Below are 13,567 nucleotides of genomic sequence, written 5' to 3'. Positions count from 1 at the left end.
AACATTCTCTCTGTAGTTTTATGTTCTTACTATGCTTCTTTTCGATAGCATATGTCTTAAGATTGGGTGGATTGATGTAAGTGTATTGGCTAAATGCAAACTCACCAGCTGGAATCATATCTTTAGTGATTTCTTTTTTTAAGATATACCCTTGTGTATAAAATGGGGACTGTAAGTAAGGCCTCATTTTGTTGAATAAGTCTACTTTAGATAGGTTTGTTGTTAGAAATATTTTTCTGCCATCCTTATGCTCTTCAATTAGTTGTGTTGCACATAGTTGACGATATGCTCTTGTAAGTGTCATATTTGAAAAACCAAGTGATTCAACCGCATCACTTATATAATACTTATTTGCATTTTGATACAAAATCCACGTAAATAATAATTGAGTGGCTAAAGATATTTTTTCAACGTTTTTATCTATATACTGTGTATTGGTTAAATAAGTTGCCATGAAGGGTAGATAAACCATTTTATCTTTCAGAATAAATGGAATTTTATTTTCAAGAAGATTTTGTCTTCTGAATGAAGAGATAACATCTAATTGTAGAAAGATAGGTATGTTCTCTATCTCCTTTATAATACTTATTTGCTTCTTGAATACCGGTATGGTTGGTAGGTCTCCCTTAGGAGTTAAAGATAAACACTCTATATCATTGATGATTGCTTTTTGAATTAGAAAATCATTTAAAATGAATAAAGGTAGTTGTTTCTCTTTATTCCATTTTTTTAAATTGATTGTAAGACCAAGTATGTCTAAAGCATTCATTACTCTATCTCCTTATTAACTATGTTATATATTATATTAACATTATAAAAGTTATAATAATATAAAATAAGTTAAAATATGTAGATAATATGAATATTAGGGAAGCATGCAATATTTTAGAGATAAATAAAGAAATGAATATCATAAAACTGAGGAAAATGTGAAACAAAATGATACAATATACTCAATAAGGATAAGGGGATTTAATAATTATGAATAAGAATCCACGATGTTTATATGAGAATAATTTGAGTGACTTCCTGAGTAAAGAGCGTGATGCAATCTTTGGTAACTTATGTGAAGGCTACCATGGTGATGCACTTACTACAACTAGAGAAGCTTGGATTAATGAGGTTGAGATTCTTCAAAAAGAGTTATTACCATGGAAGTATTCAAATGGTAAAATTATTTTTGAGTATGATATTCCAAGACTTGGAAAAAGAATTGATGTAGTTCTACTTTTAAGAGGAATTATTTTTTGTTTGGAATTTAAGGTGGGCGAATCAAAAATTGTAGAAAATGATATTGATCAAGTTCTTGACTATGCTTTGGATTTAAGGAACTTTCATAAGTTTAGTGAGTCAAAAGTGATAGTACCTATTCTAATTGCAACTAAATATCAAAATCATTCTACTATCATTCAAAAATCAGTATATAACGATAATGTACTAAACCCACTTGTGACAGGTGAAGGAGGGATTCAAGAACTTATTGATAAAGTTATTAATTTATATCCAAATGAAGGAGATATAGATAGTAACTGGACTATCAGTCCCTATGCACCAACACCAACAATTATTGAAGCGGCTAGAACACTCTATGAAAGTCATTCTGTAGAGGATATTACAAGACATGAAGCTGATAAGGTTATGACAGATACCACGATCGCATATATTCTTGATGTCATTAAACGCAGTAAAGAAAATGGCGAGAAGAGTATTTGCTTTGTGACTGGAGTTCCTGGTGCTGGAAAAACATTAGTTGGTTTAGATGTTGCAGTAAAACAGACATATCAAGGAACTGATGCACCGGTCTTAGATGAAGGTGCGATTTATCTGTCGGGGAATGGTCCTCTAGTTGCAGTGCTGAATGAGGCTTTAGCTCTTGATAATTATACAAAGTGTAAATCTAGAGGTGAAAAGAAGAATAAGTCTGACTCCAAGCGAGAGGTAAGTAAGTTCATACAAATAATTCATAGATATAGAGATACCATGCTTGCAAAGATAAAGAATCCTGTTGAAAATGGGGTTCTAGAAATTGATAAAGGAAACGCAGTAAAGGTGCAGGATGCTGGATACGGTGAAGTTGAGCATGTTGCAATTTTTGATGAAGCACAACGATCGTGGACGCATGAAAGATTAGCAAATTATCTAAAACGAGGAGGAACATATGGTAATAAGCTTAAGGTTCCTAACTTTCCTATGTCTGAAGCATCATTTCTAATATGGTCACTTGATCAACGTGAAGACTGGGCAACTATCGTATGTCTAGTAGGTGGAGGCCAAGAAATCAATACAGGTGAAGCAGGTATTTCTGAATGGATTAAGTCATTGAACGAAACGTTCACACATTGGAAAGTATACATTTCCCCGAAATTAACAGAAGCTGAATATGCAGAAGGACAAGTTAATGAATTGCTGAAACATAACCCTAATGTCACTTACTCTGATAGTTTGCATTTAGGAGTCTCCTTACGTTCTTATAGGGCAGAAAAGTTATCTGCTTTTGTACATGCATTATTAGATATTAATGGTAACGCAGCATCAATTTTTGCAGAGATAAAAGATAAATATCCGATCGTTTTAACGAGAGATATGGAAAAAGCTAAGAGATGGCTTCAAGATAAAGTGAGAGGAACAGAGAGAACAGGTGTTCTGATTAGTAAAGAATCCGCAAGATATAAACCATTAGGCATACATGTATTACCATCTGGAGATGAGGATGCAGTCCATTGGTTCCTTGAAGATAAACAAGATACTAGATCTTCTAATTATTTAGAAGATGCAGCAACTGAAATTCAGGTTCAAGGATTAGAGTTAGATTATACTTGTTTACTGTGGGATGCAGACATGCGTTATGAAAACGGTAAATGGCATTTTTATCGATTTAATGGAAAAACAGCATGGAAAGAAATATTGCCGTACACAATATCAAGTTCAGAACGTATTAAATATATGTTAAATGCGTATAGAGTACTTCTTACTCGTGCTAGAGTAGGAATGGTTATATGTGTTCCAGAAGGTAATGGCACAAAGAATCCTAATGGTTATTGGGAAGATAGTACACGATTACCAGAATATTATGATGGTACTTACAAGTATTTAAGAAGTTTAGGAATTGAAGAGATTTAAAGTTATGAAAACAATAAATGTAGTGGCTGCAGTAATACGTGACAAAGATAAAGTACTCACAACTGCAAGAGGATATGGGGATTATAAAGGTTTTTGGGAGTTTCCTGGAGGAAAGATTGAAGAAGGGGAAACACCAGAAGATGCATTGGTGAGAGAAATCAAAGAAGAACTGAATATCAATATAAAAATCAATAACTATATTGATACAGTTGAATTTGATTATCCAAAATTTCATTTATCGATGAGTTGCTATTTTTGCAGTATATTATCTGGTAATTTCATACTAAAGGAAGCAGAAGATTCTAAATGGTTAAATAAGGAGCAGCTAGATTCAGTAAAGTGGCTTCCAGCTGATTTAGCAATAGTAGAATATATTAAAGAAGTAATGTAGATGAAAGATAGATTTAAATTATCTTAATTTAAAATCATTCTAAGTCTATTATTAATGTTCTTTCATGTGCTTAATAAAATCATTTATGAAGTTTATACAATAAAAAGTACAAAATATGATTGAAATCTATATAGGGGAGAAAATAATGGAATCAACAGAATTTATTAAAGAATCAATTGGCACACTTAGCAGAACTTGGTATGGAGAGTTAAAAGCAAAAATCTTAGGAGAATATTTGAAATTTTCTTTTTTAAATGACGAGGAAATTTCATTAAATACTTTTTCTGAAAAGATAAATGATTATTTTGAAAAATTGTCACTAAAAACAGGCAGTAACTTCGAAACAATTATTAAACAATACTTATCAAGTTGGGATGCGTTGATAGGTAAATATATTGCTAGAGAGCATAATGTAAAAAAGAATGAGGCACCTTTACCTCTTCCTAGATCTAGAAAATATTATAACTATGCGATGGAAATCAGAAGAACTAGAAGCATTACAATGAGACAATTAGTAGATTATTCAAGAATTATGATGTGCTTATACTCTTCTGTTATTGATAGTAATAATGAAGTAATTGATGATTTTGATTATTCAGCAAATTTTATTTCTCTTGAAAAAATGATTGCATGCATGAAAGAAGAGAAATCTAGCGCAATAATGTTTAAGAAAAAGCAATTTGATATCGAAGATTTATATGGCTTAGATACGGGAACATTTATTATTACAATGATAATGTATTGTTTTATAAAAGATAATCAAGTAGAAGGAGAACAATAGAATGGCTAAAGAAATAGTTGTGAATACTAGTAAGGAAATATTAAAATATTTCGATCAAAATAATGGTCTTGAAATTGTGCAACGTAATGCCAAGAAAAAGTATAAGGAATTTATAAGAATAACTTTAAAAAATAATACGAAAGAGGAGACAAAAGATACAGTCTCCAAAGTTATTGAACAACTAACTAAAAATAAAAATCTGTTAGATAGTAATATATTTAAAATAAATAATATTGCTAAACTTCAAAATCTAACAGCAATTATGAGTAGTTTAAATCTATGTGCTACATGTATTGGCTTTGCAATTATGTATGCAAAACTTGAGAAACTCAGTGGACAAATAAATCAATTAATGAATGTTGTGAAGCAAGAACATGAAATACAAACAGACTTTGAATTTAAAAAAGTTATTGCTGAGTATCGTAACATGCTAGACTGTAGAAAAACTAGGAAATATTATACAGAAGAACAAATGAGAAAGTTGGTTGATGATGAGTACAATGTTCTAAGTATGTTGATAGAAGTGTTTACTAAGGATCTATCTACTGAGCCAGAAGGTTTAATTTTTTCTATATATTCACTAGCTTCAATGTTATCTGTATCACTGAGATATTTTGATGAGCTCTATTATTTTAATAATAAAGAAGCGATTGCGGATGGAGATGTATGGCATTCATCTCACAGTAACTGGATGAGTGTATATGATAAATTAATGTCACCAGAGTTTATTAAGAAGATTCAAGATCATGGTATTTTTGACTTAAATTTATCAACAGAAGAAACTGATATATATTATATCAGTCTATATGATCAAGCAAAGAGCATGGTTGAAGATGTTTCAGATAATCAAAAATTAATTCAACTGTTGGATAATCAGGAAGTACTTACAGAAGTCCAAGCAAGTATTAATCAAAGCTTGGTAGATGAAATTGAAAAAACAATAAAGGCAGTTCCAGAAGCGTCGGAACAAGAAGAATTTGTTGAGACATACCAAGATACAATGAAGCAGATGGGGCTTGCGGTATAGAAAGGCATAACTTTGCATGGATATTGATGTGAAAAATGCTTATTCAAAAGTGCTTGTGTCTTGTAATACAAGTCTTCAAGACCTATTTGTGAATGATATCTACAGATTCATAAAATTTATTTCAAAAGAAAATGCTGAGGAGAGATTTTCTGAGTTTTGTAATATTTATATTCGGAAGAAATATAATACTGATAAGTGGAAAGATTTAGATAAAAATTTCTTTATTCCAATGATGTTTAAGCATGTTGATATTACATTGACTATAGTAGCTGATGAAATATCATTCTTTACCGTTTTAGGGAAATATTACTTATTCAGTAAATTTGATAGGGAAGATATTGACCAAAAGAAATGTAGAGATGCTTTATTACAAATAAATAGTTTTAGTAAAGTTGATTCAGATACATCTGTGGTGCAAAGTAAAAAGAAAATAGACGTCAAAGAAAATACAGAGCATGCAGAAGAAATTGAACAACAGGAAGAAGAAAATGTTGATGAACCAGAAGAAACATTAGAGGAACTTTTAGACAAACTGCATTCACTAATTGGATTGAATGGGGTAAAAGAAGAAGTTGATCAAATGATTCGTTTAATTCAACTGCAAAAAAAGGCAGAGGAATTTGGTGAAAAAAATATTTCTTTATCATTACATTTGGTGTTCTATGGTAATCCTGGAACAGGTAAAACTACTGTATCAAGATTAATTGCAAAAATTTATAAATCTCTTGGTGTATTATCTAAAGGACAACTTGTTGAAACTGATAGAGGTGGACTTGTCGGCGGATATGTTGGACAGACTGCAATCAAGACACAGGAAATGATTGATAAAGCAATGGGTGGAATTTTATTCATTGATGAAGCATATGCATTGACTCATGGAAAAGGTGAGAATGATTTTGGACAAGAAGCAGTTGATACAATCCTAAAAGCAATGGAAGATCACCGTGATAATTTTATAGTTATTGTTGCTGGTTATCCGGAATTAATGAAGGAATTTATTGCATCTAATCCTGGATTGAAATCTAGATTTAATCAGTATATTAATTTTGAAGATTATACTCCAACTGAATTAAAGGATATCTTCTTGCTTTACTGTAAGAATCAAAATCTGATTTTGGGTGAAAGTTGTGATGAATATCTAATGCATCATTTCCAAGATTTATATGATAATCGATCAGAAGATTATGCAAATGGGCGTGATGTTAGAAATTATTTTGAAAAGGTTATTAAGATGCGAGCTAACCGTCTTAGTCCAAACTTAAATGAAATTACACTTGATGACTTTAGGACTATAGTACTATCTGATTTAAAAAATGCATCAAATATGAAAAATAATGAATGGTGAAAGTTTTAATATTATTATTCTTATAAAAAGGAAGATACCTGACTAAAACTAGTCTAGTATCTTCCTTTGTTCATCTTGTTCTTATGTATATTTAATTCTTTGAGAGAATCTTGTTAATTACTTTTGTTTTCTATTTTATTAAATAGCTTTTCTAAGAATAAGATGCGTTTATATATTGTTTTTCTCATAATCTACATCTCCTATCTATGATTAGTTTACGCTAACTAACTCAAACTTGCAAGTATCTTGCTTGTAATAAAAATTAAACTACAGGTTCATTGTGGATGATGGTTGCGGTAGGTAGAATAATAACTGTACCAAGAAAGATGGTGTCAAAAGTGAAGATACTGTAATATCCCAGTGAAGATGGTTTGCTCAACCTGCTGGGGCATCTGGAATGAAGCTCGGGGCTAAGAGAAAGGATACTTTCTTACGGCTGGCCGCATCGAAGTAGTAATACTAGATGAAGGGTGCAATTCCTGAAAGTAACAGATGGCACACATCATTGTGCAATATAGTCCAGAATACATATCAGTGGAATAATAGAGGGTTACTTGAATAGAGTGCCTGAATCTTAGTTAGGTATATATTGGCATTATATATAAACCTAAGAATAGCCAATAATCCACTCTGTCGTGAAGCGAAGAAATTCGTGTATAAGATATGGAAGAAGATTCTCTTAGTAGCCTAGAGACAGGTTCTGAGTCAGAAAAAGGAAGATCACAGAACAAGTGCTGAAGAGTTGGGTGAAAAGTGTGGGTAATCAATCCCGCCAGAGCTTCGTGATGAAAGTCTAGGGAAGAGATGCAAGGAATTGCTAACCTTGCACAGCCTCTTTTCTCTCTGTAGGATAACAATATTTTTGCAATGATGATGTAGGGTGAATAAAAGCCCATTACAGTGTTTTCACTTTTAACATCACATTGGTATTTACATGCATGTCAAAGGATGGTATATTGATGTACCATCTTTATGGAATATATTGGAGGTGATGGAATTATGAATTATCCTATCGTTAGTTTAAGTGCTACTGGTGATAACATTCGTCGTTTGCGAAAAGAACGTAAAGTAAAGACCAGTGAGCTAGCAGATTACCTTGGTTTTTCAGACGTACAGGCAGTTTACAAGTGGGAACGTGGAGAATGTTTACCAACATTAGAAAACTGTTTTGCGCTAAGTAAATATTTGCATGTACAAGTAGAAGACATCTTGGTCTGCATGGACGAGATGCCTTCTTTATTTTTGTATCTAGGTTTATAATTGAGTAAAGAATGTTCATTGATTATTGGACAAGGAGAATAGAATATGAATATTGAATTCGAAAATGAGAATAAAGTAGCGCTTGAAGATTTTAATGGAGATTATTTTAATTCAACAGGTGCTGAATTCTATCGTGCCGGGGATTATGATACTGCAATCGAATATTATCGTATTGCCTCATCGATGGGTAATGTTCAATCACTCGCAAACCTTGGCTACTGTTACTACTATGGTAGAGGCTGTAAAAAGGATTTGAAACTTGCGTTTGCGTATTTTAAGATGGCTGCGCGCTTTAAGAATACGGATGCTTTATATAAGTTAAGTACGATGTATGAACATGGCAAGGGTGTAAAGAAAAATGATGAGATTGCGGAATACTATCTCATGACAGCCTTCCAATCTTTAAATGATTTACCAGAAGTTGCTAGATTAGATTATCCAAGCGTATTATTTGGCATGGGTAAGAGATTCTTGGCAATTGGTGAAGAGGAAGGCGACTATGAAGTTGCGTATACTCTTTTCAAAGGTGCGCAAGAAGGCTATGAATACCAAATTAATCAGGGCTGTCACTATTATGAAAAGATGCTAGCAGAGGTTGAAGAAATCTTACAAAGAGATTGTTTTGACCCGTATAGAGATGAAGATGAGGATGAAATATTTTTAAATTAGTATGAGATATTATTTATGTAGTAGTTTAGTTGATTATTCAAAGATGGAACTTCACAATGAATATCATTGGGTTGAAGATCTGTTAAAACATGTTCATTTTCCATGCCATGCATTACTTGTTGCGTCTTCTCCTGATGAGATTGAAAAGACAAGACGCTATGCACAGGAGATTGTGGATGTCATGGATAAACAGGGTTTATGTTTATCAGGTTTTGATATCTTAGATCGAAATAGTGCAAAACGTACAAAAGAACTTGTCAATAAGGCGGATATCATTATCGCAATGGGTGGTCATGTTCCAACACAGAATGCTTTCTTCCAAGAGATTGATTTGAAGAAACATCTTCAAGAGTTTCGTGGAATCTGGATCGGTAGTTCTGCTGGTAGTATGAATAGTGCAACGATTGTCTATGCACAACCTGAACTAGAAGGTGAAGTGATCGATCCAACATATCAGAGGTTTATACCTGGATTAGGGTTAACAGAGAAGATGATTCTTCCACACTATTCTTCTTGGAAAAATGAAGTAGTAGATGGGCTTTGGCTTCTAGAAGATGTTACCTATCCGGATAGTCAAGGACATACATTCTATCTAATGGAAGATGGTAGTTATGTGCTCGGTGATACGGAAGAGAAAATAGAAGAAGTAGTTGGTGAACACTCTGTTCTTCGTGATGGAGTAATTGTTCAGTAATGTGTATAAAATGAAATGGTATCCAGTGTGTTGGATACCATTTTTTGATGATTAGAATTTTGTGACGAAGTATGGATATAGAAATGACTTCTCTGTTTGTTCAGGTGGCTCTACTTCGATGATTGCCTTTTGATAACCATTGACAATCTTTGTGCCACTTTCGTGTGTAAGTTCTCTTTGGAATTTCCCATATTCTTGGTGTACATGTCCATGTACCATGTATGCAGGTTTATACTTCTCAAGTAAATCGTTGAAACATGCATACCCTGTATGTGGTAGATCATCTAGGTCACCATAGCCTTCGGCAGGTGCATGCGTGACTAGGATATCGACTCCTTTGGAAATCCAAAGGCTTGGCTTGAGTTTGTTGATGCGTTTTTGCATTTCGGATTCAGTATACATGAACGGAGAGTCATTGTACTTCATACATCCTCCAAGTCCTGCAATACGTAATCCTTTGTATTCATATACACGACCGTCTATATCAACACATCCTTCTGGCGCATGGCGTAGATACGCGGTATCGTGATTGCCATGAACGTAGAAGAGTGGTTTATTTGCGACTGTCACAAGGAATTCTAGGTATCTAGCTGGTAAATCTCCACAGGAGATAATCAGGTCGATATCTTTTAATTTATTTGGTGTGTAGTAATCATATAGATAAGGATCTACTTGATCACTAATGACTAGTATCTTCATCTGTTGTTTTAATCTCCGTTAATTCGTCTCGTGGGATATTGTTGGAAGAAAGTTCTCCAACAATATTATTGTTTAACCAGTTGATACGAATGATATCTAATGGTTGTAAGCTACAATCTGCTTCTACAATCTGCTTGCCAGTACGTGTTTCGATTGGACCGGTAAATGGAACGATAGTACCTTCTTTGATTGCGGTAATAAAGTGATTCATACTACGTAAAATCGCAGCTGATGTGGAAGATGGTAGATAGAGTTCTTCTGCACCTGAAGATAAACCTAACCAATAGCTCTGTTCACTGATTTCCTTGTGTGTCAAAATATCCTGTACAAGTAAATCATAGAAGAGTGACCAGTTATAAATAGGTGCTGCTAGACATTCTTCTTGCGATTCTGAGAATCGGTATAAACCTGGTTTATGTGTTGTGGAACGATTATCCATGATGATTGCATTTTGACATGGTTCTTTTAAGATATGTACTTTGGCGTCTGGAGAAGTCCAGGATACACCAAGTGCAAAGGCATTGAGTTCAATCACAGATACTTCATTATCATATGGTATATAGCCAATGATATGTTGATCATGTATCATACCTGCTAAGATACCCATTAAGAAGAATAACTCATAACTACGTAATGCGTAGGTGTTGATAATATGTGATACAAGAGGGGTGCAGTGATTCATAAACTTATGATCAGGATAGTCTGTAGCAGCCTTTAATGTATCTTTGAGTAAGAGTGGACTTGTGGTAATAATCCACTCATGGTTTTGACATGCTTGATGGATGATTTGTTCTGTTGTTTTTGTGTCGGAACAACCTGTATAGGCAGTGGTATTGAGGACACCTTCATAACGGTTATTTAGATAGGTTCTGCCACTTTCCATTACGGCTGTTTGTAAATTATTCAAATCGTTAGATGGATATAAGAAAGCAATCGTGAGTGGGTCGCGTTCAGAATAATATTGTTTACGGAAGTTAAGTAGAGAAAGGATTGATTGTGATTTTGCCTTTGCTTTATATTCAAGACTTACATTACTTTCACTACGATTGAATTCCTTTAAGATACGTTCGATACGATGACGTAGGATAATACGATTCTTATCTAGCAAACTATCAAATGTAAAAATTGATAGATAGATTAAGAAGGAATCTGAGATATTAAAGGATGGTTGATTTGATGTGATATCCTTTGTGACAAGTTCAAAACGATAGAAAGCACCTTGGAAGGTACGAATGAGATCCTGTGGCCATTTAGTTTCTAGGTTTTGTCCTAACATATCTGCAAGAAGTTGGTAACTTCCAGGGATTGTAAAGTATGGCGTATATAAATTGGTGACTTTTTGGAATCTTAGAAATTCTTCATACACCTGCATCTCTTGTGAATCGTTATGGACAGGCATGATACGAGTAATCTCTGCCATGATAGAAGGTGCTTGTAAGTATTTGAGTACAGATACGCGTTTATTTCCTTCTTTGACAAAGAATGCATGCATGTATTCATAAACTTGAATTGGCTCACGGATTCCTTCTTCAATCTGTGCATCATACAATCTAGACCACTTGGTAGCAAACTCTGTATCCTCATCTAGTGTTGGCATCCAACTTTCAGTAAAGGATGTTGCACGTGAGGAAGTGATGGTGCCTACCACAAGGTCTAAAGGAATTTCTAAGATCCCTACATATACTTTTGGTAGATCGCTGAAAATACTGTTGTTTAAAACTGCTAAAGTTTCCTCGTCGGCTTTTCCTTTTTTACGAGCTAATGTGTATTCAGAAAGTGACATAAGTATCATCTCCTAGCGTTACTATTATACTTGAATATGGGGCTATGGTCTAATTGCGAAGTCTTGATATATAATCACAAAGAAGGGAAGTAAACTATGGTTGAATTTGTTAAATATACATCTATATTAGGACATATTACAATTGCAATAGAAGATGATACCCTCATCGGTCTATGGTTTGATGGTCAAAAATATGATAGAGCGAATATACAGGGAGAATTTTTTACTTCGATTTCTACGATGGCTAGAAAAACAATCGAATGGCTCGATGAATATTTTTCGGGTAAAAACCCAGAAATGACTTTGAAGATTTCTCCTAGAGGAACTGTATTCCAACAAGCTGTATGGGAATGTTTATTAGGGATTCCTTATGGTCAAACAAGAACCTATGGTGATATCAAAGAACTGGTTTGCAACAAATTAGGAAAAGCTTCCATGTCAAACCAAGCAGTTGGAACAGCTGTTGGGCATAACCCAATATCAATTATTATTCCCTGTCACCGTGTGATTGGAAAAGATGGTAGTCTACATGGGTATGCAGGTGGTTTAGAGAAAAAGAGTTGGTTATTACAACATGAGAAATGACTAAATCATAATCAGAACGAATTTTAGAAATGGTGTTAGAATAACTACATTCGAGGTGAAAATATGAATCGTAATCAAGAGATTATACGCACAAGTGTATTAGGAATTATTGTGAATTCAATGTTGGCTGGATTTAAGGTTGTGGTTGGATTTTTATCTGGTTCTATCGCAATTATATTGGATGCTTTTTCATCTATTATTACTATTATTAGTACAAAGCTTGCTTCAAAAAAAACCCGATCATAAGTATCCGTATGGATATGGTAGAGTTGAATACTTAAGTGCACTTGTCATATCTTTGATAATTATATATGCGGGTATTACTTCTTTTGTGGAAGCTGTTAAGAGTATATTTAATCCGAGTATTCCAACGTATACAACAGTTGGACTAGTCATTATCTTTGTGGCGGTGCTTGCGAAGTTTTCAATGGGAATGTATGTAAAAAAGACTGGTGAGAGATTAAATTCTGGGTCACTTCTCGCCTCTGGGGAAGATAGCCGTATGGACTCTATAATTTCCGCAAGTACGATTTTGGCCGCATTATTGTTTATCTGGACGAATGTCGATATTAGTTCTTATCTTGCGGTCATTATCTCCATTATGATTATCAAAGCTGGCTATGAGATTGCGGCTTCTACGATATCTTCGATCTTGGGTGAACGTCCAGATAAGGAACTTACGAATCAAATAAAAAAGTTGGTTATGACTTTTCGTGAAGTACATGGTGTATATGATTTGTTTTTGAATAATTATGGACCGAATAAGAATGTGGCATCTTTACATATTGAAGTAGATGATACGATGACTGCTGATGAGATTGATGAATTACAGAGTAGAATCGAAGATAAGATTTATGATGAAACACATGTCTTCGTGACGGCAATTAGTGTGTATGCATACAACACAAAGGATGATGAGGCGAAGCATTTGTATAAAGAGATTCGAAAGATTGTTATGTCCGTAGAGCATGTCATCCAAATGCATGGATTCTTTGTACAGGGAAATGAAATACGTTTTGATATTGTCATTGACTTTAATTGTGATGATCGTGAAGCACTGTATCAACGCATTGTTCAGGATATACAGGAACGTTATCCAGATTACAAATTTACAACGACTTTAGATAGCGACATCAGTGATTGATGTCGTTATTTTTATGCTCAATTTTTAGTGAAAACTCCCTTCTAACGAAAGTGCCCTCTAATTGGGGTG

General features: G+C 33.8%; 14 protein-coding genes. 11 read left to right on the top strand and 3 right to left on the bottom strand.

Going from position 1 to position 13,567, the window contains the following annotated elements; translation table 11 throughout:
- Positions 1–769: hypothetical protein (locus RWM19_RS08830; RefSeq protein WP_313986118.1), on the bottom strand; the 769-nt coding region annotated here is incomplete at its 3' end.
- A 212-nt stretch (positions 770–981) separates the two neighbouring features.
- Between RWM19_RS08830 and RWM19_RS08825 the strand changes: the two genes are divergently transcribed.
- The 8 genes from RWM19_RS08825 to RWM19_RS08790 all read left to right on the top strand — a co-directional run bounded on the left by RWM19_RS08825 (position 982) and on the right by RWM19_RS08790 (position 9,287).
- Complete coding sequence (locus tag RWM19_RS08825) at positions 982–3,120, top strand: DNA/RNA helicase domain-containing protein (RefSeq protein WP_313986115.1); 2,139 nt, start codon at positions 982–984, stop codon at positions 3,118–3,120.
- Positions 3,121–3,124: 4 nt separating this feature from the next.
- Complete coding sequence (locus RWM19_RS08820) at positions 3,125–3,511, top strand: (deoxy)nucleoside triphosphate pyrophosphohydrolase (protein ID WP_313986111.1); 387 nt, start codon at positions 3,125–3,127, stop codon at positions 3,509–3,511.
- 145 nt (positions 3,512–3,656) lie between these two features.
- Positions 3,657–4,292: a hypothetical protein gene (locus RWM19_RS08815; RefSeq protein WP_313986108.1), complete on the top strand. Its 636-nt coding sequence runs from the start codon at positions 3,657–3,659 to the stop codon at positions 4,290–4,292.
- 1 nt (position 4,293) lies between these two features.
- Positions 4,294–5,319, top strand: coding sequence for a hypothetical protein (locus RWM19_RS08810; protein WP_313986106.1), 1,026 nt, complete (start codon positions 4,294–4,296; stop codon positions 5,317–5,319).
- Between the two features lie 16 nt (positions 5,320–5,335).
- Complete coding sequence (locus tag RWM19_RS08805) at positions 5,336–6,664, top strand: AAA family ATPase (protein WP_313986103.1); 1,329 nt, start codon at positions 5,336–5,338, stop codon at positions 6,662–6,664.
- Between the two features lie 972 nt (positions 6,665–7,636).
- Positions 7,637–7,924 carry a helix-turn-helix transcriptional regulator gene (locus tag RWM19_RS08800; RefSeq protein WP_313986101.1) on the top strand — a complete coding sequence of 96 codons (288 nt, stop codon included), beginning with the start codon at positions 7,637–7,639 and terminating at the stop codon, positions 7,922–7,924.
- Positions 7,925–7,969: 45 nt separating this feature from the next.
- Positions 7,970–8,593 carry a tetratricopeptide repeat protein gene (locus tag RWM19_RS08795; protein ID WP_313986099.1) on the top strand — a complete coding sequence of 208 codons (624 nt, stop codon included), beginning with the start codon at positions 7,970–7,972 and terminating at the stop codon, positions 8,591–8,593.
- A 43-nt stretch (positions 8,594–8,636) separates the two neighbouring features.
- On the top strand, positions 8,637–9,287 hold the full coding sequence (locus tag RWM19_RS08790; protein ID WP_313986096.1) for a Type 1 glutamine amidotransferase-like domain-containing protein: 651 nt from the start codon (positions 8,637–8,639) through the stop codon (positions 9,285–9,287).
- Between the two features lie 51 nt (positions 9,288–9,338).
- Here RWM19_RS08790 and RWM19_RS08785 read toward each other — a convergent pair whose 3' ends face one another.
- Both RWM19_RS08785 and RWM19_RS08780 read right to left on the bottom strand, forming a co-directional pair.
- Positions 9,339–9,986, bottom strand: coding sequence for a metallophosphoesterase (locus RWM19_RS08785; RefSeq protein ID WP_313986094.1), 648 nt, complete (start codon positions 9,984–9,986; stop codon positions 9,339–9,341).
- Complete coding sequence (locus RWM19_RS08780; RefSeq protein ID WP_313986091.1) at positions 9,967–11,769, bottom strand: BMP family ABC transporter substrate-binding protein; 1,803 nt, start codon at positions 11,767–11,769, stop codon at positions 9,967–9,969. The genes RWM19_RS08785 and RWM19_RS08780 overlap by 20 nt, the downstream gene beginning before the upstream one ends.
- Positions 11,770–11,865: 96 nt before the next feature.
- Here RWM19_RS08780 and RWM19_RS08775 point away from each other — a divergent pair, with 96 nt between their 5' ends.
- From RWM19_RS08775 to RWM19_RS08765, 3 genes are all read left to right on the top strand, one after another.
- On the top strand, positions 11,866–12,354 hold the full coding sequence (locus RWM19_RS08775) for a methylated-DNA--[protein]-cysteine S-methyltransferase (protein ID WP_313986088.1): 489 nt from the start codon (positions 11,866–11,868) through the stop codon (positions 12,352–12,354).
- A 63-nt stretch (positions 12,355–12,417) separates the two neighbouring features.
- Positions 12,418–12,600 (top strand): hypothetical protein, encoded by a 183-nt coding sequence (locus tag RWM19_RS08770; RefSeq protein ID WP_294023849.1) that lies wholly within the window; start codon positions 12,418–12,420, stop codon positions 12,598–12,600.
- Positions 12,536–13,498 carry a cation diffusion facilitator family transporter gene (locus RWM19_RS08765; protein ID WP_313986085.1) on the top strand — a complete coding sequence of 321 codons (963 nt, stop codon included), beginning with the start codon at positions 12,536–12,538 and terminating at the stop codon, positions 13,496–13,498. The genes RWM19_RS08770 and RWM19_RS08765 overlap by 65 nt, the downstream gene beginning before the upstream one ends.
- Positions 13,499–13,567: the final 69 nt, after the last annotated feature.

Source organism: uncultured Solobacterium sp. (assembly GCF_963517755.1).
Taxonomy (GTDB): domain Bacteria; phylum Bacillota_I; class Bacilli_A; order Erysipelotrichales; family Erysipelotrichaceae; genus Bulleidia.
Note: the sequence above shows the minus strand (reverse complement) of the source record. Positions and strands in the feature narration are given on the sequence as shown.

What these genes read in the sequence shown, in the direction of transcription:
- RWM19_RS08825 (WP_313986115.1), top strand. Translation starts at nt 982, where the DNA reads ATGAATAAGAATCCACGATGTTTATATGAGAATAATTTGAGTGACTTC.
- RWM19_RS08820 (WP_313986111.1), top strand. Translation starts at nt 3,125, where the DNA reads ATGAAAACAATAAATGTAGTGGCTGCAGTAATACGTGACAAAGATAAA.
- RWM19_RS08815 (WP_313986108.1), top strand. Translation starts at nt 3,657, where the DNA reads ATGGAATCAACAGAATTTATTAAAGAATCAATTGGCACACTTAGCAGA.
- RWM19_RS08810 (WP_313986106.1), top strand. Translation starts at nt 4,294, where the DNA reads ATGGCTAAAGAAATAGTTGTGAATACTAGTAAGGAAATATTAAAATAT.
- RWM19_RS08805 (WP_313986103.1), top strand. Translation starts at nt 5,336, where the DNA reads ATGGATATTGATGTGAAAAATGCTTATTCAAAAGTGCTTGTGTCTTGT.
- RWM19_RS08800 (WP_313986101.1), top strand. Translation starts at nt 7,637, where the DNA reads ATGGAATATATTGGAGGTGATGGAATTATGAATTATCCTATCGTTAGT.
- RWM19_RS08795 (WP_313986099.1), top strand. Translation starts at nt 7,970, where the DNA reads ATGAATATTGAATTCGAAAATGAGAATAAAGTAGCGCTTGAAGATTTT.
- RWM19_RS08790 (WP_313986096.1), top strand. Translation starts at nt 8,637, where the DNA reads ATGGAACTTCACAATGAATATCATTGGGTTGAAGATCTGTTAAAACAT.
- RWM19_RS08785 (WP_313986094.1), bottom strand. Translation starts at nt 9,986, where the DNA reads ATGAAGATACTAGTCATTAGTGATCAAGTAGATCCTTATCTATATGAT.
- RWM19_RS08780 (WP_313986091.1), bottom strand. Translation starts at nt 11,769, where the DNA reads ATGTCACTTTCTGAATACACATTAGCTCGTAAAAAAGGAAAAGCCGAC.
- RWM19_RS08775 (WP_313986088.1), top strand. Translation starts at nt 11,866, where the DNA reads ATGGTTGAATTTGTTAAATATACATCTATATTAGGACATATTACAATT.
- RWM19_RS08770 (WP_294023849.1), top strand. Translation starts at nt 12,418, where the DNA reads ATGAATCGTAATCAAGAGATTATACGCACAAGTGTATTAGGAATTATT.
- RWM19_RS08765 (WP_313986085.1), top strand. Translation starts at nt 12,536, where the DNA reads ATGCTTTTTCATCTATTATTACTATTATTAGTACAAAGCTTGCTTCAA.